The sequence below is a fragment of the Bacillus sp. FDAARGOS_527 genome (assembly GCF_003812125.1).
GTDB classification, from domain to species: Bacteria; Bacillota; Bacilli; order Bacillales; family Bacillaceae_G; genus Bacillus_A; species Bacillus_A paranthracis.
On sequence record NZ_CP033795.1, the window covers coordinates 2,846,270 to 2,864,837 of the forward strand.

Sequence of the window (18,568 nt, forward strand, 5' to 3'; positions counted from 1 at the left end):
TAACTAGTCCAAAAAAAATCTATATGCATATCATGTTATAGTAAAGAATTCAGGAAATCCTAAAAGGAGGCATTTTCATGTTTGAAGATAAATCTAAAATAAACTACCCATATGAATTTACCGAAACTACAACAATCCCGCTAAAAAACCCTATCAATAAAAATTTCAAAAACGGCTCTGGTACACATACTTTCCCAATTAAGAAGCATTATAAAGAGCAGGTGCTATATACGGAAAAAATTAATAATAATAAAAATAAATAAGCGTATAGGCTCTTATAACAATTAATCAAATAAGAATCTATATTAGCCCTTGTATAGTTATAGGTAATATATAAGTTTTTCTTATACAACTCATGTACTTTTAAAAAGTGCTGATATACAGCGCTTTTTTATACATAGATAATAGAAGAACCAAAAAGGTATGGATATTTTCCACACCTTTTTGGTTCTTTACTATTTATAAATAAATTCCACCTTCACTGCTCCTTAGCCAATGCTCCTAGCAGCAAAATTCTACTCGTTGGAGTCATTGCAGAAAGGAGTAGATTTATGATAAATCCCAAAGTTAAAGAAGCATCCAAGAATGATATAAACCATTATTGCTCTATTATATATATTCAAAAATGCACCAAACATTGTTTCAAAGCTACTTAGTTTTCATAAAATATTTTTTGTTTCCGTTGGAACGGATAGGCTTTAATCTCATCTGTATCTAAATTTTCATGAAATAAATGAACAGCTATAATTTGTCTACAATCGTAAGTATGATAATAATATGTTCCGGACTCCATACACATTACGCTTGTATATATGGTATTATCTAATGCACCTTCTTCTGTTATTACTCCGCCTTTAGGTACCTCGCAATTTGATAAGATATGAAAAAGGGCGGATACTCCCTCTTCTTCACTATCTATACCTTGAATGTTTTGTTTGCCATATGCTGCCCGCACAAACCTCGATGGCGGCGTGAAATCCCCTGGAAGTCCCATTGAGCCTGAGCCCTGGCCAAAAGCACTTAATGGTAAATTACTCCATTCTGTTGGCGCGAATGGCTGCGATTTAAGGCCAATATATTGTCTTAAATTTTGCAAATGCCAATTAAACTCCGGACTATTCGTCATCACTCCTAGTGGGTTATCATACATCTTTAATCCTTCATTTGTCGGCTCCAGTACAATGCAATCTCCCCATTTATCCGCTAAGATCCAATGTAGCGGTGGCGTAAGTCCTAAATCCGGTAATGGTATATCCAAAAAGGTAATGCTATCTACAGATTTCTTTAACTCTTTGACAGAATTGAATTGTGTAAGACTCCAAGCTACAAAATCAAATGGAGCTAAATTCGTTTTATTGTCATCTATGCTTTGACTATAAGTAGCGAATCCTGGAAAATAGAGTGTTGCACATGTCATACCTGCTTCATTTACTCCGTCCGCCATAATGATCCTTCCTTGATGATTAATTCCCATTCCGACCGTAGCATGTTTCGTATTAATGATTTCACCAGTTATATTATTCCACTGGTAATGTCGAGGAATGATTATTACTTCTTGATTCATATCTAATGTGAAGTCCATCGTTCTTGCAAAAAGATGCTGACCGTTTTTTGTCTCTAATGTCAAACTAGTACACATAAAGAACACCCCATTTTATGGTTTTATCTACACTTTACATAATTCCGATAAGTCTGTAAATTAAAAACCTCTTTCCTTACAAACAAATTAAGAACGTACATATAAATTACAAATAGGTTGAGGTTATCTCTAGTTTATAAATGAATTTTTAACATATAGTTGTAAAAGAAGTATATTAAAAAGGAGCGAATTGTTATAATCTGCCCCCCTCCCTCTACTTCGCTGATATTTCCAAAACAACTTTTGCACCGTACAGCTTTTTCGAATTACTTAAGTAAAGATTTCCACCGTGTTGCTTTGCAAAGCTTTTAGCAATGTATAACCCCATTCCATGATGATCTTTGGAGTTTCTACTTTTATCTCCCCTATAAAACTGCTCTGTAGCTGAATGCATTTCCTCTTCTGTAAACCCTCTTCCCGAGTCCTCTACAATAAATTGCAGTTTTTCACTAATCATTTCCACTGAGAACATCAAGTCACCCTTTGTCGGAGAATATTCAATTGCATTCATCATTATATTCATAATTGCTCTTTTCAAAGCGGTCTCGTCAATAGGAATAAAATTTGGTATGTCCTGAACATTTTCAATTAGATTTAACTGTTTGCCTAAAACACAAATTGCACTTTCTTCTATAATATTATGAATAAAGTCTCGGAGATCTGTTTGCTTGAATTGAAGTGGAGCGCCTTCCTCACATTTCGTAATATCGAGTAAAGATTTCATATATATTTCCATCTCATCAATACTTTTCAAAATATGCTCATTGCATTTCTTCTGATTTGAATCTAGCATTGATTCATTTAATAGCTCTGCATTTCCTCTCAATATCGTTAACGGCGTTTTAATGTCATGTGCCAAAGCAGCAATCTGCTCTCTTCTATTTGTTTCCATATTCCACTGTGTACGTAACGAATGATTTAATTCATCTTTCATTTTTACTAAAGAAGTTAATACTTCATTCACTTCTTTTATTTTAGATTGTTCCACTTGAAAATCTAAATCTTCCTTTTGAATTTTATCTGTTACCTTTCTCAAAATCATCATTTCCTTTGACAATGATTTACCAAAAGAGCGAGATAGAAATATCACTTCGGCAACAAATAGTAGAATAAAAAGAACAATTTCACAAACTTCCGGACTCGGTAAATACTTCTGCAAAATAGGATTTTTAAAAGTAGCGTGTAACGTATATAGAATGACACAAATATCTTTATCGCGTTCTATAATTGCATAGTAGTACGTACTGTCACCTTTTTCATCATTATGTATGTTATTCCATATTTGTCCTGCATAATCTTTATTAATACTCCCTTGTATAACGTTTCCTGAAAAATCATACAGAGCATATTTATATTGTTTTAAAATTTGATCATCTTCCTGTTCCGCTTTAACTATAGCATCTCTTTGCGACTCAATCTGTTTTTCATAATAATTTGCTGGTAAGATTATTTCTGCGTTAACTCCAACTTGGAATAGAATCATAAAAAAAGTCACTAAAGCAATCGTCCCTATTGAAAATGCAAAAATATACTGTATTAAAATCTTACTAAGATTGACTTGCTTTTTCACTTTCTCCATTTATAACCAATTCCCCATACTGTTTCTATTGGATTCATGCCATACTTAGATAATTTATGACGGATATTTTTAATATGTTCCACAATTACTTGGTTATCACTTTCTCCCTCATAACCAAAAACATTTTCATAAATCTTTTCTCTTGAAAATACTTGTCCATGATTCAAAGCTAAATATTCGCAAATTCCATACTCACTTTTCGTAAATGCGATAGATGTATCGTCATGCCATATTTCTTTACATGACAGATGAAATGTAAGACCTGACAGGAAAAATGCATTTTGCTTTTCTCTATGCTCACGCCTTACATGCGCGGATACCCTCGCACGCAGTTCTCCAATTCCAAAAGGTTTTGTAATATAGTCATCTCCACCGAGACTAAGCCCTGTGATTAGATCCTTCTCCATTGTTTTGGCTGTTAGAAATACAATTGGACTATCAACCAAATCCCGTATTTCCTTACAAAGTGTAAAACCATCTATTTCTGGCATCATGACATCTAATAGAATTAAATCATAATGACAAAATTTCTCCTTTGGTATAGTAAGAGGATTACTAACAGCAGTTACCTCATGGCCTTCTTTCTCTAAAGCACTTTTTATAATATAAAGGATGCCTTCTTCATCATCAATTGCTAATATTCTTGCCATATAAAATCCCTCCTCTCGCTTCCATTATAATACAAATGTACTTACATTTCTTTACGGCCTTCATAAAAGGAAAACCACATAAGAGAAATAACAAATGCAATGATCGTGAAACAAACACAAATCACTGCTCCAGTTGCTGCTTCTACTGGTAAGACACGAATAGAACTAGAACTTAATTTGTATCCCAAAAAATAATTGCATAATCTCGCGCCCCATGCGCATGGCATGTATTTCCAAATTACATCCCCCATCCCTGTAAGCATTAAAGCTGCCAGCAAGCTGTCTATAATTCCAATCCCAATGGAAGCACCTTTACTAAAGCGAAAATTTAAGAACAGATGCCATATATACATAAAGATTTGACAACTAAAAAGAATGAAGGAAATTTCAACATACAAAGCAAATGGAATTTCATTTTGTCCTAACAGAAAATGAAAACCTGTCGCAAACCCAACGACTGCCAACATAGTGGAACAAAACCCACATATTAAAAGTAAACATACTTTACTAATTAACGCTTTACGTCTTCCGTATTCCGTTGATAAAAGTTCTTTAAAATTTCCTGCCAAAGCTTCCTGTTCCACGACAGAAGAACACACTATGCTAATTAGCAACGGAAAAGATATCGATAATACTTGTATATAGCCTGAAACTTTATTTATAGAATCAAATTTTGAAAAGGAATAATAACTTAAAAAAAGAGCAATACCGATGATTGGCATCGCTACATGTATCCAGAAAAAAATCGTGTGTTTCATTTTTATAAAATCAGCTCTTAATATCCTCGACAAAACCGCCATATTATTTTGCCTCCTGCTTTTCAAACCACTTTGCCGTCACATAAGTAAATAACAGGAACAACACAACAGAAATTACTATGCCTGGCAAAATCACATCGTAGGAAAGTAGTTCTGGTTTAAACGTTACACTTCCGGTTTCTGCATACAAACCATTTGGTAGTATTTTCAAAATAGGGATCATCAGTCTACTTGGATATGTGTATGGGCTAATCATCCAAATATTTTTTGTTGCCAATACAACTCCAAAAATTCCATTTGCCCCTACATTCAACAGAAGCGTCGGAAATAGACCTATTTTGTTACCTAAAAACAAGCAGATTGGAATTTGCCACATAAAAGTAACGATTAAAAGAACGCTTCCTAATAGTGCATTTACCGTAGGAATGATGCGGAAATTCTCTTTATTTACTAGTAAACTAGATAACTCGATTCCACAGAAAAACAGTATGCATGAAAAACTCAAAATCCCTAAAATTAGTAATACTTTAGAAATCCACACTCGTTTTAATGAAACTGGTAACGATAAAATGGAACGATTATTCATTTTTTTATCTTTCTCCGCAAGAAGTACACAACTTAAAGAAACCATTCCCGGAAGCATCGTAATGTACCACCAGTTGTAACTAGATAATTGAAAATAATCCGCCGATAATAAAAAGGCAATTAGTATTGTAGCAAATGGAACTAGCCATATAAGTTTATTCAAAAAAGTATGTCTAATTTTAATTTTTTCAGATGCAATATATAGATTCATTTCTTATGCCTCCCTTCTATACTTTCCAGCCACTTGTACAAATAAATCTTCCAAGTCATCATTCTTATTCAATTTCCCCTGATACCCCAATACACCACCTGATATAATCCCAACATGATCTGCAATTTGACTTACTTCGCTTAAAATATGACTCGATAAAATGACCGTAATTCCTTTTCCAGGAAAGGATAGAATGAGTTTTCTTAATTCCTGAATTCCAAAAGGATCCAGTCCATTCATCGGCTCATCTAATATTAAAAATTTCGGATGGTTCAGCAATGCAATCGCAATTCCCAGTCGTTGCTTCATCCCCATAGAAAAATCCTTCGCTTTTTTCTTATCTGTATTCTCTAGCTCCACAATATGCAATACTTCATCAATCCTTGATTTAGGCAAACCTAAAACAGTCGTACGAACCTGCAGGTTTTCTCTTGCTGTTAAATTTTCATAAAGCGGAGGAGACTCAATTAAAGCACCAATAGAATGTAGATCGTGCCGCGTCCATTTATGACCATCAAAGTAAATCTCACCAGAAGTGGGTGTAAGCATGCCTGTTATCATTTTTAAAGTGGTCGATTTCCCCGCTCCATTAGGACCTAACAATCCATAGATTGAATATTTCGGTACAGAAAGCGAAATATTTTGTACGACACTTTGCTTTCTAAATGTTTTACAAAGATTTTTTGTTTCTAACATAATCTCATTCATCCTAAACTTCCTCCTCGTATATTGTAATTCTAGAATAAATGATAATTATAAGGATTCTATAAGGAAAAGAAAAAACATATGGTCAAAGAAAAAGTTCTTCTCTCACGGAACTTTAATCTTTTCCTCATATGTTTTTTGTATTCTATTTCTAAAACATTTAAAGTTCATACAATTTTTAAATATAACATGTGTGAAACTGTGGATTCACATGATTTTTCGACACTTGCTATTACTGGCGCCTTGTTTGGACTTAAAATTGCGATTACTCCAAATGAAATCGTTGTTACCTAATTTAAAATCGAACTATTTATCGATTTAGTTATATAGAGAAGATGAGAAAACACATAAGTTTTTGTAAATATCGAATAAATTTTGATTAAATTGATACTAATAATGAACTGAAATAAAGAGCACAATTCTTGTTTTAGAATTGTGCTCTTTTGAGAAATAACTTCTCTATATAAATTATGATCAATTCCTTTACTCGGTGCTTAATATCGTCTATTTTTGGTAGATGCTTGTCCATATGGTTCCTCCCATTATAAATTCTTATGAATAGGAACATAAATATAATCAATTTCCCTTTTATATTCACAAATCACATCATCCAAAGTATCAACGCTAGTCTGAAGAGTAACTGATTTTAATTTTTTCTTTTATAAGCATTGTGGTAATTTGTCTAAACTAGTAGTCTATTTATAAAAAATGGGAATCCCCTAATACCAAATGTTCTTATAATGAAATAGTTCACCCTATCTGATCCATTAATAATCAAATAACATTTTAACACTATTTTACTAATATATTCTAAATATTACTAATTACTCTTATTATTATGATATACTACCTTTAAAAATACACAATTTGAACAGGAGAATGATTAACTTTGATTGAAAATCAATTACTAGACTTTTATAAAAATAAACTAACTAGCTGGAATTTAATATATAAACCTATTTCTTTAAAATATAAAATTTTTAAATCTATTTTCGCCATTATTTCTTTAATTTTTATAGGATTATATCTTTACGCTGTATTTTCGACAAATAATAATAAAACTATTTTATATAACCCTTTTGTACACCTTACTATATATTGTTTAATTGTCTTGACATTTTTTCAACTTTTCAAAAAAACAGTGATGATACCTGCCCAAAATCAGGCTTATAAAAAATATAAGATAGAAGTTAAAAGCCCTTATTGGAATGAATCCATTAGTTTAATAATCAAATCTTTTTTAACTCAAAACAACATATTAACTGGTAAACCAGAAACAGATGAAAAAACATTAGACTTTTTAATAGACATTTTTCATAATCGTATTGACCAACTCGAGAAAAAAGGATGGGCATCCATCCTTTCAACCTATGGTGGATTAGCTTTACTATTTATCATTCCTGCTTGGACAGCACTCAATCAATGGATTAATAATCCTATTAATAAAATATTTAATGACGTTTCTCAAGCAATAGGCTATTTTTTAGGAATTAGTTCTCTTATACTAATAATTATATTTTTCATTTGGGCACCTATCCGTCAAGGGGTTTTAGAAGAAATGTTTTCGTCCCAATTAAAGGACACTCGACACCTTACACAAGCCCTAGAGAATATAAGACTTGCAATACACACTCCAGCATATTATCAAAAAATCGAATCCAAAATTATGCAACCACAGATAATAGATTCAATCATCCAAGAATATATGAATGACAGTCAGGAACAGACAAATATTTCCCCTCTTCCTAACAACATGTTTGTCGCAGATGAAATTGAAAAATTAGCGATTTTAAAAGATAAAAAAATCATTACAGATGCAGAATTTATTAAACAAAAAGAAAAACTTTTAGACTAAATGCAAACAAAAAAGAAGCGATTTATTTCATCGCTTCTTTTTATTAAATCATATTATCCCTACATAACCCTCTTAAACATCTTCTCCAACTCATAAGTAGAATGATGCACAAGAATTGGTCTTCCGTGCGGGCATGTGTATGGGTTTGTTGTTGTACGAAGTTCTTCCAGTAAAGCAAATATTTGATCGTTCGTTAAATATTGATTTGCTTTAATTGAAGCTTTACAGCTCATCATGATGGCTGCTTCTTCACGTAATTTTTTAATATCAACTTTTTTTAGTTTAACGACCTGCTCCATCATTTCATCGATAATTTCTGTTTCTTGCCCTTTCGGGAACCACGTTGGATGCGAGCGAACGATAAAGGATTGATGGCCGAATTGCTCCAAAAATAGTCCAACTTTTTTTAGTTCTTCTAGTTGCTCTTCGACACGTAAAAATTCGGTAAGAGATAAATCGATACGATATGGTACGAGTAGTTCTTGTACTTCTTGTGCTACTCGTCCTACTTTATCACGGAAGTATTCATAATTAATACGTTCCTGCGCGGCATGTTGGTCAATCATATATAAGCCTTTATCATTTTGAGCGAAAATATATGTTCCATGCATTTGTCCAATTGGATAAAGCGGCGGTAAATCATTACCGTTCATTTCGATTTCTTCTATTTCCTGAACTTCTTCTTCCAATTCCTCTAATTCAAAGTCTTCATCGTTACTGTTCCACGATTTCTCTTCTCGAATCGGTTCTTCTATTATCGATTTTGTAGATGGTTGCCAACTTTGTTCTTCTCTCACGAGCGACTGTGGTGGTTGCCATTCTTGCTTCGGTGGTTGCCAAAGCTGCGCTGACTGTTTCACAGCCTGCGGTTCTTCTTGTTTTTCATCCATGCCCGTCGGTAAAACGATCTCCGGCATAGATGGTTCTTTCGGCTTCGCATGCTCAAACTGAAACTGTTCTTGCACACTTTCATCTTTTTCTTTTTTCTTCGTTGTTACACCTGCATCTGGAATGAGCTGTATTTTTTTGAATGCTGCTTGCAATGTTTCTTCGATAAGCTTTAGCAATTCTTGTTCTTTACTAAAACGAACTTCTAATTTCGCAGGATGTACGTTAACGTCAACTAGCATTGGATCCATTTCAATCGATAAGAAGCCGATTGGATATCGTCCGACTGGCAATAATGTATGGTATCCTTGCTGAATAGCTTTCATTAATACGAAATTTCGAACGTAACGACCATTTACGATTGTTGACATATAATTTCGAGATGCTCTCGTTACTTCTGGTAATGTTACATAGCCTTTAATTGTGAAATCTAAAGATTCCGCTTCAATTGGAACAAGCTTCTTTGCAACTTGAATGCTATAAATCGATGCAAGTACTTGTCTTACATCACCATTTCCTGATGTATGAAGCAATTTCTTTTCATTATGAAATAGCTTTAACGATACTTCTGGGTGTGACATTGCAATACGATATACGATATCTGTAATATTACCAAGCTCTGTATGAATAGTTTTCATATATTTAAGACGCGCTGGTGTATTAAAGAATAAGTTTTGTACTGTAATATCTGTTCCTTTTCGGCTCGCTGTTTTCTCCTGCTTTATAATGTCTCCACCTTTAATAATAAGGTGCGTACCAGGCGCATCACCTGTGCTAGTGATTAATTCTAATTCACTAACTGAGGCAATACTCGGCAATGCCTCACCGCGGAAACCGAGTGTTCTTATGCGAAACAGATCGTTTTCATCTTTAATTTTGCTCGTCGCATGTCGTTCAAAAGCGACAATACAATCTTCTTCTGCAATACCATCACCGTTATCAATGATACGAATTTTCGATAACCCAGCTTCTTCTAAGTGGATTTCAATAGATGTACTATTCGCATCGATAGAATTTTCCACAAGTTCTTTTACAACTGAGGCAGGACGCTCTACTACTTCCCCTGCCGCAATTAAGTTAGAGAGTTGGTCATCGAGTTTGCGAATTTTCCCCATCTACTTACTCATCCTTTCTTTAACTTTTTCTGTAAGCGATACAGTTCATTCATCGCTTCTAAAGGTGTCATATCAAGTAAATCAATTTTTTTAATTTGCGTCAGTACTGCCGTTTCTTTTGCATCTAAAACTGGCTTGTCTTGTTTTTTCGAAGATTGTTCTCCGCCAAAGAATGATAGTTGTGATTCTTCTTCAGTCTCTGCTTTCGTCTCTTCTATTTCTACTGGTTCTTCTTTTACAACTACAGGCTCTGGAATAACTTCTTGCGCCTGCGCTTTCACTTCTACACGCTTTGGAATAATAATTTCTTCCTGTCCTTCAAGTTGCGCTAATACTTCTTTCGCACGAGTGATTAAGCTATCTGGGAGCTCTGCAAGTTGCGCAACGTGAATTCCGTAACTTTTATCAGCTGCCCCGTCTTGAATTTTATGAAGGAATACTACTTTTCCGTTCTCTTCAATAGCTGAAACGTGTACATTTTTCAGTTGATCTAAACTGTCTTCTAGCACGGTCAATTCATGATAATGCGTAGAGAATAACGTTTTTGCACCAATTTGGTCATGAATATGTTCAATGATTGCTTGTGCAAGTGCCATACCATCATACGTAGATGTACCGCGTCCAATTTCATCGAATAAAATTAAACTTCTTTCTGATGCGTTTGCAATGGCATTTTTTGCTTCTAACATTTCAACCATAAATGTACTTTGACCTGAAATTAAATCATCCGCTGCACCAATTCTCGTAAAGATTTGGTCAAATACAGGTAATACTGCTTCTGTTGCTGGTACGAAACAACCGATTTGCGACATAACTGTTACAAGTGCTAATTGTCTCATATACGTACTTTTACCAGACATGTTCGGTCCTGTAATTAAAAATACATCCATATTCTCTGGCATAATACAATCATTCGGTACATACAATTTCCCGTTCAATACTTTTTCTACGACAGGATGACGACCATCTTTAATGAAAATTTCACGCTTCGTTGTTAGTACAGGTTTTACAAACTGTTCCTCTTCACTCACTGTCGCAAAACTTTGCAGTACGTCTAATTCACTAATTACTTTCGCTAAATGCTGTAATTTCGGAATAAATACTTTTACTTCTTCACGAAGCGCTGTAAATAAATCGTATTCTAGTTGTACAATTTTTTCTTCAGCTTCTAAGATTAATGTTTCTTTTTCTTTTAGTTCATCTGTAATGAAACGTTCCGCATTAGCAAGCGTTTGTTTACGCTCGTAGCGACCTTCTGGTAATGCTCCAAGGTTCGCTTTCGTTACTTCAATGTAGTAACCGAAAATACGGTTGTATCCAATTTTCAACGATTTAATTCCTGTAATATCACGCTCTCGTTTTTCAAGCTCAGCAATCCACGTTTTTCCGTTTTTACTCACATAGCGATATTGATCAAGCTTGTCATTATAACCATCTTTAATAATATCTCCATCTTTAATAGAAAGCGGTGGATTTTCTTGAATACTTCTTCCTAGTAATTCTGTTAAGCTCTCACATGGATCTGCACCTTGAATTAATCTCGCTGCATACGCGTTATCTAACAAACTAATCGCTTCTAAAATAGCTGGTACTTGCAGTAAAGATCGTCTTAACTGTAATAAGTCCCTTGCATTGACATTACCGAATGCAACTTTCCCTGCTAAACGTTCTAAATCATATACTTCTTTTAACTTTTCTTTTAAATCTTCACGCAAGAAGTAATCATTTACAAACGTTTCAACCATTTCTAAACGCTCTTCGATTCGTTCTTTCTGTATAAGTGGACGTTCCATCCACTGTTTTAACATACGACCACCCATAGCCGTTTTCGTCTTATCTAATAGCCATAATAATGATCCTGTTTTTTCTTTCGTTCGAAGTGTTTCTGTCAGCTCTAAATTTCGCTTTGAATGCACATCAATCTTCATAAATTGATTCGTATAATAAATTTCCACAGGCTGCAAATGATCTAATGAACGTTTTTGCGTTCTTATTACATAGTTAAATAAGCGCCCAACTGCTTTAATTAACTTTGCTTGTGAAACATTTTTCACAAGATGTTCTAGCCCTTCAGGAATTGCCGTTGCATCTTCATATGAAATCGTCATTTTTAACGTTTCCGTTAACTTGTTTAGTTCATCTTTAGAAAAGGAAGAATCTACAACAATTTCTTTCGAACCAGTTGCATACACTTCTAATAAAATATCTTCTACTGAACCAGTCAATAACGTTACTGTATTTTGTCCAGTCGTTAAATCGTTACAAGCTAACGCATATGATCCATCTTCAAAATGTGTTAATGCGGCTAAAAAGTTATTTTCTTTCTCATCAATCGTACGCCCTTCCATCATCGTTCCTGGCGTAATTAATTGTACTACTTCACGGCGCACTACACCTTTAGCTGTTTTTGGGTCTTCTACTTGCTCACAAACCGCTACTTTATATCCTTTTTCAACAAGTTGTTCAATATAGTTTTTAGCCGCATGATACGGTACACCGCACATCGGTATACGTTCACTACTACCACCGTCTCGGCTCGTTAATGTAATTTCAAGTTCGTGGGCTGCTTTAACCGCATCCTCAAAGAACATTTCATAAAAATCACCTAAGCGGAAAAATAAAAAGGCATCTTGATAGTCTGCCTTAACTTTTAAATATTGCTGTATCATAGGCGTATATTGCGTCATACTTATCCTCCATAATTCTTACATAATAATCTATATTCATATATGTCACATTTCACGGACACTCTTATCTCCTATTTCAGGAGTCTTTCTTCATTATAGCACATTTCATTAGCAATCATGTTCATCTAAGCACCACTTATGTAAAGTAAAAAGCTAGGAAGAACTTCTTCCTAGCTTTCTATTACTCTTCTTCTGCATCAACGATAAAGTTCGGATCTAACTCTTCAAACTCATCATCTTCAATTTGGAAAGCATCATCTGATTCTACACAACCTTCAGGGTTTACACTTACACAAATTTTCGTTTCGCCAACTACTTCTGTTACAAATTCACGTTCTACCGTTACAACAATTTTATTACCATTTGGTGATACAAGAGCTTCTAAACAATTTGGTGGCTGAATGACACGAGCAATAATTTCTAAATCATCACCAGAAAAGTTTTTATCACGATATCCAATGCTTACTTCATCTGTGTAGTTTACACGTTCTGTTACAACTTCTGTCTTTGTATTGCCATCGAATGAATACCAAGTGTTCACATCATAGAAACCTTCAATTTCCACATGTTTTCCATTCTTTCTTGCTTCGTACGAGTGGTTAATTACCCAGCATCCTAAAATACTTGTTGGCTCATTATTCGATTCACATGTATGCGTTGACTTTGTATACTTACGTCCTTTTCCAACCACTGCTTTTGTAATAATCTCTCTAAATTCGGACATTCGTAACCCTCCTCAATCACTATTCACTTAATCATATGCGTGACAATAGCGGAATGTGTCATTCTTTTTTGAGAAGAACTTACGTTTAATCCACTAAAAAAAGAGATGTCAATTCGACATCTCTTTAACAACCACAATTTCCTTTTTTACTTTCTACCGCTGCACCCGTTTCACCCTTCAATACATCGCCATTAGTTGAAATTAATATTTCATCTGTTACGTTGTTAGAAATCGTACTTGCAACTAGCTGTAGTAAGTCATTTACATATGTTTGTGAAGATTTAAATTCTTGTACAACTGGGATGCTATCTAACTTATCTTGCAGGGCATCAATTTCAGCTTCTACTTTTTTCAAAGCTTCCCATTTCCCGTAATGTTGCAAGTTTACTGCTTGTTTTTGCAGTGCTTTAATTTCATCAATTGCGCGCTTCACATTTTCATTTTTATGAATTTGTGCCTCTGCTTTCTTAAAGAAATCAACTTCTTCTGTTTCAGAAATCATTTTTGCTAATTCTTTCGCTTGCTCAACAATTTCATCTTTCGAATATACTTTCATCTATTATTCCACCTCAATCGGCTCTTCAACTAATTCTCCGTTAAGAGACCAAGTTTTTGCATCCGTTACTTTTACTTTCACAAGCTGACCAATTAAAGACTTTGGAGCAACAAAGTTTACAAGTTTATTTGTACGAGTATAACCTGCAAGTACTTCTGGATTATTTTTACTCTCTCCATCAACTAACACTTCTACAATTTGACCTTTATAACGATTATTCTTTTCAATTGCCAATTTATTTACTAATGCATTTAAGCGTTGAAGACGTTCTTTCTTTACTTCCATCGGTACATTGTCTTTCATTTTTGCAGCTGGTGTACCTTCACGCGGAGAATAAATAAAGGTAAAGGCAGTATCAAACCCTACTTCACGATATAACGACATCGTTTCTTCAAATTGCTCATCTGTTTCATTCGGGAAACCGACAATAATATCAGTTGTTAATACCGCGTTTGGAATTGCTTCTTTAATTTTTCTTACAAGCTCTAAATAATGCTCACGTGAATATTTACGCGCCATAATTTTTAACATTTCTGTGCTTCCAGATTGAACTGGTAAGTGAATATGTTCTACTAAGTTGCCACCTTTTCCAAGCACTTCAATTAAGTGATCATCGAAATCGCGTGGATGGCTCGTTGTAAAACGAATACGGGCAATATCAACTTTACGGAGCTCGTCCATTAAATCGCCAAGACCGTATTCTATATCTTCAAAGTCTTTACCATATGCATTTACGTTCTGTCCAAGTAACGTAATTTCTTTATAACCATTCGCAGCTAAATGACGAATCTCTTGGATAATGTCTTCTGGACGTCTGCTTCGCTCTTTTCCGCGTGTATACGGTACGATACAATATGTACAGAACTTATCACAGCCATACATAATATTTACCCAAGCTTTAATATCACCACGACGTACTTTCGGAAGATTTTCAATTACGTCTCCTTCTTTGGACCAAACTTCAACTACCGTCTCCTTCGAGAACATTGCATCTTTTAGAATGTACGGTAATCTATGAATATTATGCGTTCCAAACACCATATCTACATGCTGATTTTTTTGCATAATTTTATTTACAACAGATTCCTCTTGGGACATACAACCACATACACCAATTAAAAGATCAGGATTTCTTCGTTTTAGTGCCTTTAAATGCCCTAGTTCACCGAACACTTTATTTTCAGCATTTTCACGAATAGCACAAGTATTTAATAATACTACATCTGCTTCTTCAGTTGAAAAGGTTGGTTCATATCCAAGTGCAGTGAAAATACCCGCCATTACTTCTGTATCGTGCTCATTCATTTGACAACCATATGTACGAATATAAAACTTTCTTCCTGTACCGAAATTGCGAAACTCTTCAGGTAAGCCAAAATCCCGTTCAATTTTAACTTCTTCTTTCCCTCGCTTTTTCGCGTCTTTTAAGGAAGGTGGTTGGTATACACTTTCAAAGTATTTGCTATAATCTTTCTCTTCTTTTTTCGTAGAGGAATTCACTTGTTGACTTGCTAATCGTTGTTGCTCGTTCATCGGTAATCTCCTTTCACCCTTAACTATACACACTTTATAGTCCATTTTAATGCGCTTAGACCCACCTCAAAAATGGTTAGATAGCTGGAGAGATACTTGTCCTTTGAAACTTGAGTAATCAATCTAATCATCTATAAGAATGAAGTCTTCCCCACACAAATAGACATTCCCTTTTTGTATTTCTTTTGTCCTACTCAAAAGCATATTGCTTTATCCCTATACACATTACCATAGTATGAAGTGTTTCGCCAATTTTTACAAAGAAGAAGGCTTATCCTATTATTACATTTCCTAGTTAATGAACATGCAATTTTCATACAACGATTTATATATTATTTTACCATTCTGAATTTTCCAAGTAAATAAGACTGCTTTATATTTTTACTCATTAAAAAAGGCTGCCAAATGGCAACCTCCTCTTCTTACATTACATAAATTCAGCAACAAGCTCATCAAACATTTTCTGATCCATGTTTAAATCAGATTGCACTAAAGGCTTCTCACTATAGCCTTTTACTAGTTCTTGGTATGAAGGCTGCGCTGTATTTTGATAAATTAACCCTGTTACTAATCCGTTGTTTTCCATTAATGTTTGCATAGCCATCATGCGATTAGACGGATCATATCCCTCTACTGTACTTAGTTTTGTTAAATTCTCTTTAAACCAATCGTAAGTATTTACTTTATTGTAAGTAACACATGGGCTGAATACGTTAATTAATGAAAATCCTTTATGGTTAATACCAGCTTCAATAATTTGTGTTAATTCTTTTAAATCACTTGAAAAGCTTTGTGCCACAAATGTTGCACCAGCTGTTAAAGCCATTTCCATAACATTTAGTGACGGTTCAATTGAACCTTGTGGTGTACTTTTCGTTTTAAATCCAGCTTCACTACGTGGTGAAGTTTGCCCTTTTGTTAATCCATAAATTTGGTTATCCATTACGATGTACGTAATGTCAATGTTACGACGAATAGAATGGATCGTATGTCCCATACCAATCGCAAATCCATCACCGTCACCACCTGATGCGATAACTGTTAAATCACGGTTTGCCATTTTTACACCTTGTGCAATTGGAAGGGCACGACCATGAATACTATGCACACCATATGAATTAATATAACCTGAAATACGACCTGAACAGCCGATACCAGAAATAACAGCAAGTTCATCTGGATTTAAGCCAACGTTAGCTGCCGCACGTTGAATTGCAGCTTGCACCGAGAAGTCTCCGCAACCTGGGCACCAGTTTGGTTTTACACTGTTACGAAAGTCCTTAAATGTTGCCATTTAATACAACCCCTTTTTTGCATTCGTTGTAAATCTCTTTCGGCAAGAATGGGTTCCCATCATATTTTAAAAGACTAGAAATTTTCTCACCGTTACCAAGATTCATTTTCATAATGTTAGCAAGTTGACCTGTTGCATTGTTTTCTACCACTACAACACGCTTCGCATTTTTCACAAGTGGATCGATTTCAGCTGTTGGGAACGGGTGAATTAAACGCACATGAGCATGGTTTACTTTCATACCCTCTTGTTCTAAGCGCTCCATTGCTTCTTCGATCGCACCACGAGTTGAGTTAAATCCAACAAGCAATACGTCTGCTTCTTCATGCTTAACATTTTTATAAACAGGGGTATTAAACTTCAAGTTCTCCATTTTACGGAAACGTTTGTCCATTTGATCTTTACGGTTTAATGCTGATTCAGATGGTTTACCAGTTTCATCATGTTCTACACCTGTAACATGGTGAACACCATTTTTCATACCAGGTAAAACACGTGGTGAAACGCCATCTTCTGTTACTTCATAACGCTTGAAGTATGCTTTATTTTCACGTTCTGGTAATTCCGCTTCTAAATCAAGCTTACCGCGACGAATTTCCACTTTATCTAACTTAAGTGGTTCTACTGTCTGTTTCCCTAAAGAAAGCTGTAAATCTGTTAAGAAAATAACAGGTACTTGATATTCTTCAGATAAGTTAAACGCTTCTACAATATCATAGAAAGCTTCTTCCACTGTACTTGGCGCCATTACGATTTTTGGAATTTCACCGTGCGTACCGTAAATCATTGCCATTAAATCAGACTGCTCTTGTTTCGTTGGTAATCCTGTACTTGGACCACCACGTTGTGTATCAACAATTACTAATGGCGTTTCTGTAATACCTGCTAAACCAATCGCTTCCATCATTAAAGATAGACCTGGGCCAGCAGATGCAGTTAATGTACGAACACCAGCATAGTTTGCACCGATTGCCATTGTACAAGCTGCAATTTCATCCTCAGTTTGGATTACTGTTCCGCCGACTTTTGGCAATTTTTTAATTAAGTATTCCATAATTTCAGATGCAGGTGTAATTGGATATGCAGACATAAAGCGAGCACCACCAGCTACTGCACCAAATGCGATCGCATCGTTCCCAATCATAAACATGCGCTTCTGACCATCAGCTTTTTCAAGCTGCATCATGTTTACTTTCTCACCTAGTAACTCTTTCATATATTGAGAGCCGCGCTTAATTGCGTCCATGTTCTTTTGAACGACTTGCTCTCCTTTACGACCAAAGATCTCTTCAACAACATCTAAATAAGCTGTTTCATCTAATCCTAATACCGCACTTGATGCTCCAACAGCAACCATGTTTTTCATTAATGATGTGCCTAATTCTGATGCAATATCTGTAAACGGTATCACATATAGATTTACATCTGTATTGTCAGGTATTGTCGGATTAAATTTCGCATCTGCAACTACAATCCCGCCCGGACGTAGTTCGTGGAAGTTAAAATCAATTGTTTCTTGATCAAAAGCAATTAAAATATCTAAATCATCTGAGATCGCGCGTACTTCTGTTGTACTTACACGAATTTTATTATTTGTATGGCCGCCTTTTATACGTGATGAGAAGTGGCGGTAACCGTATAGGTAATATCCTAATCGGTTTAATGCAATACAGAAGATTTCTCCTGTACTTTCAATTCCTTCACCTTGTTGGCCTCCAACTTTCCATGAAAGTTGACTAATCATCTCCTACACCCCTTTTGGCTGCATTCATTGTAGTGTATTTTTTTA

Annotated in this window: 15 protein-coding genes; 2 read left to right on the top strand and 13 right to left on the bottom strand. The window is 34.9% G+C overall.

Features of this window, described 5'->3' with window-relative positions; genetic code table 11:
* Window positions 1–77: 77 nt before the first annotated feature.
* Window positions 78–263: a hypothetical protein gene (locus EGX95_RS17195; protein WP_000461128.1), complete on the top strand. Its 186-nt coding sequence runs from the start codon at window positions 78–80 to the stop codon at window positions 261–263.
* 389 nt (window positions 264–652) lie between these two features.
* Here EGX95_RS17195 and EGX95_RS17200 read toward each other — a convergent pair whose 3' ends face one another.
* The 6 genes from EGX95_RS17200 to EGX95_RS17225 form a co-directional block, all read right to left on the bottom strand.
* Entirely contained in the window at window positions 653–1,639 is a 987-nt protein-coding gene (locus tag EGX95_RS17200; protein WP_000337574.1) for a choloylglycine hydrolase family protein, read from the bottom strand.
* A 214-nt stretch (window positions 1,640–1,853) separates the two neighbouring features.
* On the bottom strand, window positions 1,854–3,218 hold the full coding sequence (locus EGX95_RS17205) for a sensor histidine kinase (RefSeq protein ID WP_000416686.1): 1,365 nt from the start codon (window positions 3,216–3,218) through the stop codon (window positions 1,854–1,856).
* The gene (locus tag EGX95_RS17210) at window positions 3,206–3,868 is read right to left on the bottom strand and encodes a response regulator transcription factor (protein WP_000101086.1); all 663 of its coding nucleotides are present in this window, start codon (window positions 3,866–3,868) and stop codon (window positions 3,206–3,208) included. The genes EGX95_RS17205 and EGX95_RS17210 overlap by 13 nt, the downstream gene beginning before the upstream one ends.
* A gap of 41 nt (window positions 3,869–3,909) precedes the next feature.
* The gene (locus EGX95_RS17215; protein WP_000279844.1) at window positions 3,910–4,668 is read right to left on the bottom strand and encodes a lantibiotic immunity ABC transporter MutG family permease subunit; all 759 of its coding nucleotides are present in this window, start codon (window positions 4,666–4,668) and stop codon (window positions 3,910–3,912) included.
* Window position 4,669: 1 nt separating this feature from the next.
* On the bottom strand, window positions 4,670–5,422 hold the full coding sequence (locus tag EGX95_RS17220; RefSeq protein WP_001055399.1) for a lantibiotic immunity ABC transporter MutE/EpiE family permease subunit: 753 nt from the start codon (window positions 5,420–5,422) through the stop codon (window positions 4,670–4,672).
* 3 nt (window positions 5,423–5,425) lie between these two features.
* Window positions 5,426–6,130, bottom strand: a complete 705-nt coding sequence (locus tag EGX95_RS17225; RefSeq protein ID WP_001002802.1) for a lantibiotic protection ABC transporter ATP-binding protein — start codon at window positions 6,128–6,130, stop codon at window positions 5,426–5,428.
* Between the two features lie 886 nt (window positions 6,131–7,016).
* On the opposite strand from EGX95_RS17225, the gene EGX95_RS17235 reads away from it, so the two are divergent.
* Window positions 7,017–7,982: an SHOCT domain-containing protein gene (locus EGX95_RS17235; RefSeq protein ID WP_000572125.1), complete on the top strand. Its 966-nt coding sequence runs from the start codon at window positions 7,017–7,019 to the stop codon at window positions 7,980–7,982.
* Between the two features lie 59 nt (window positions 7,983–8,041).
* Here EGX95_RS17235 and mutL read toward each other — a convergent pair whose 3' ends face one another.
* The 7 genes from mutL to EGX95_RS17270 all read right to left on the bottom strand — a co-directional run bounded on the left by mutL (window position 8,042) and on the right by EGX95_RS17270 (window position 18,523).
* Complete coding sequence (gene mutL, locus EGX95_RS17240; protein ID WP_000516479.1) at window positions 8,042–9,985, bottom strand: DNA mismatch repair endonuclease MutL; 1,944 nt, start codon at window positions 9,983–9,985, stop codon at window positions 8,042–8,044.
* Between the two features lie 8 nt (window positions 9,986–9,993).
* Window positions 9,994–12,672, bottom strand: coding sequence for a DNA mismatch repair protein MutS (gene mutS / locus EGX95_RS17245; protein WP_000196013.1), 2,679 nt, complete (start codon window positions 12,670–12,672; stop codon window positions 9,994–9,996).
* 181 nt (window positions 12,673–12,853) lie between these two features.
* Complete coding sequence (cotE, locus tag EGX95_RS17250) at window positions 12,854–13,396, bottom strand: outer spore coat protein CotE (protein WP_001288798.1); 543 nt, start codon at window positions 13,394–13,396, stop codon at window positions 12,854–12,856.
* 124 nt (window positions 13,397–13,520) lie between these two features.
* Window positions 13,521–13,952 (bottom strand): YlbF/YmcA family competence regulator, encoded by a 432-nt coding sequence (locus tag EGX95_RS17255; RefSeq protein WP_000870462.1) that lies wholly within the window; start codon window positions 13,950–13,952, stop codon window positions 13,521–13,523.
* A 3-nt stretch (window positions 13,953–13,955) separates the two neighbouring features.
* Complete coding sequence (gene miaB / locus EGX95_RS17260) at window positions 13,956–15,485, bottom strand: tRNA (N6-isopentenyl adenosine(37)-C2)-methylthiotransferase MiaB (protein WP_001005403.1); 1,530 nt, start codon at window positions 15,483–15,485, stop codon at window positions 13,956–13,958.
* A 427-nt stretch (window positions 15,486–15,912) separates the two neighbouring features.
* A complete protein-coding gene (locus EGX95_RS17265) occupies window positions 15,913–16,779 on the bottom strand; it encodes a 2-oxoacid:ferredoxin oxidoreductase subunit beta (protein WP_000190154.1) in 867 nt (288 codons plus the stop codon).
* On the bottom strand, window positions 16,766–18,523 hold the full coding sequence (locus EGX95_RS17270) for a 2-oxoacid:acceptor oxidoreductase subunit alpha (RefSeq protein ID WP_000625425.1): 1,758 nt from the start codon (window positions 18,521–18,523) through the stop codon (window positions 16,766–16,768). The genes EGX95_RS17265 and EGX95_RS17270 overlap by 14 nt, the downstream gene beginning before the upstream one ends.
* Window positions 18,524–18,568 lie beyond the last annotated feature (45 nt).

Bases quoted from the DNA above. Each gene is read 5' to 3' on its own strand.
- EGX95_RS17200 (WP_000337574.1), bottom strand. From the start codon at position 1,639: ATGTGTACTAGTTTGACATTAGAGACAAAAAACGGTCAGCATCTTTTT.
- EGX95_RS17225 (WP_001002802.1), bottom strand. From the start codon at position 6,130: ATGAATGAGATTATGTTAGAAACAAAAAATCTTTGTAAAACATTTAGA.
- EGX95_RS17220 (WP_001055399.1), bottom strand. From the start codon at position 5,422: ATGAATCTATATATTGCATCTGAAAAAATTAAAATTAGACATACTTTT.
- EGX95_RS17195 (WP_000461128.1), top strand. From the start codon at position 78: ATGTTTGAAGATAAATCTAAAATAAACTACCCATATGAATTTACCGAA.
- miaB (WP_001005403.1), bottom strand. From the start codon at position 15,485: ATGAACGAGCAACAACGATTAGCAAGTCAACAAGTGAATTCCTCTACG.
- EGX95_RS17270 (WP_000625425.1), bottom strand. From the start codon at position 18,523: ATGATTAGTCAACTTTCATGGAAAGTTGGAGGCCAACAAGGTGAAGGA.
- EGX95_RS17215 (WP_000279844.1), bottom strand. From the start codon at position 4,668: ATGGCGGTTTTGTCGAGGATATTAAGAGCTGATTTTATAAAAATGAAA.
- EGX95_RS17210 (WP_000101086.1), bottom strand. From the start codon at position 3,868: ATGGCAAGAATATTAGCAATTGATGATGAAGAAGGCATCCTTTATATT.
- cotE (WP_001288798.1), bottom strand. From the start codon at position 13,396: ATGTCCGAATTTAGAGAGATTATTACAAAAGCAGTGGTTGGAAAAGGA.
- EGX95_RS17205 (WP_000416686.1), bottom strand. From the start codon at position 3,218: ATGGAGAAAGTGAAAAAGCAAGTCAATCTTAGTAAGATTTTAATACAG.
- EGX95_RS17255 (WP_000870462.1), bottom strand. From the start codon at position 13,952: ATGAAAGTATATTCGAAAGATGAAATTGTTGAGCAAGCGAAAGAATTA.
- mutS (WP_000196013.1), bottom strand. From the start codon at position 12,672: ATGACGCAATATACGCCTATGATACAGCAATATTTAAAAGTTAAGGCA.
- EGX95_RS17265 (WP_000190154.1), bottom strand. From the start codon at position 16,779: ATGGCAACATTTAAGGACTTTCGTAACAGTGTAAAACCAAACTGGTGC.
- mutL (WP_000516479.1), bottom strand. From the start codon at position 9,985: ATGGGGAAAATTCGCAAACTCGATGACCAACTCTCTAACTTAATTGCG.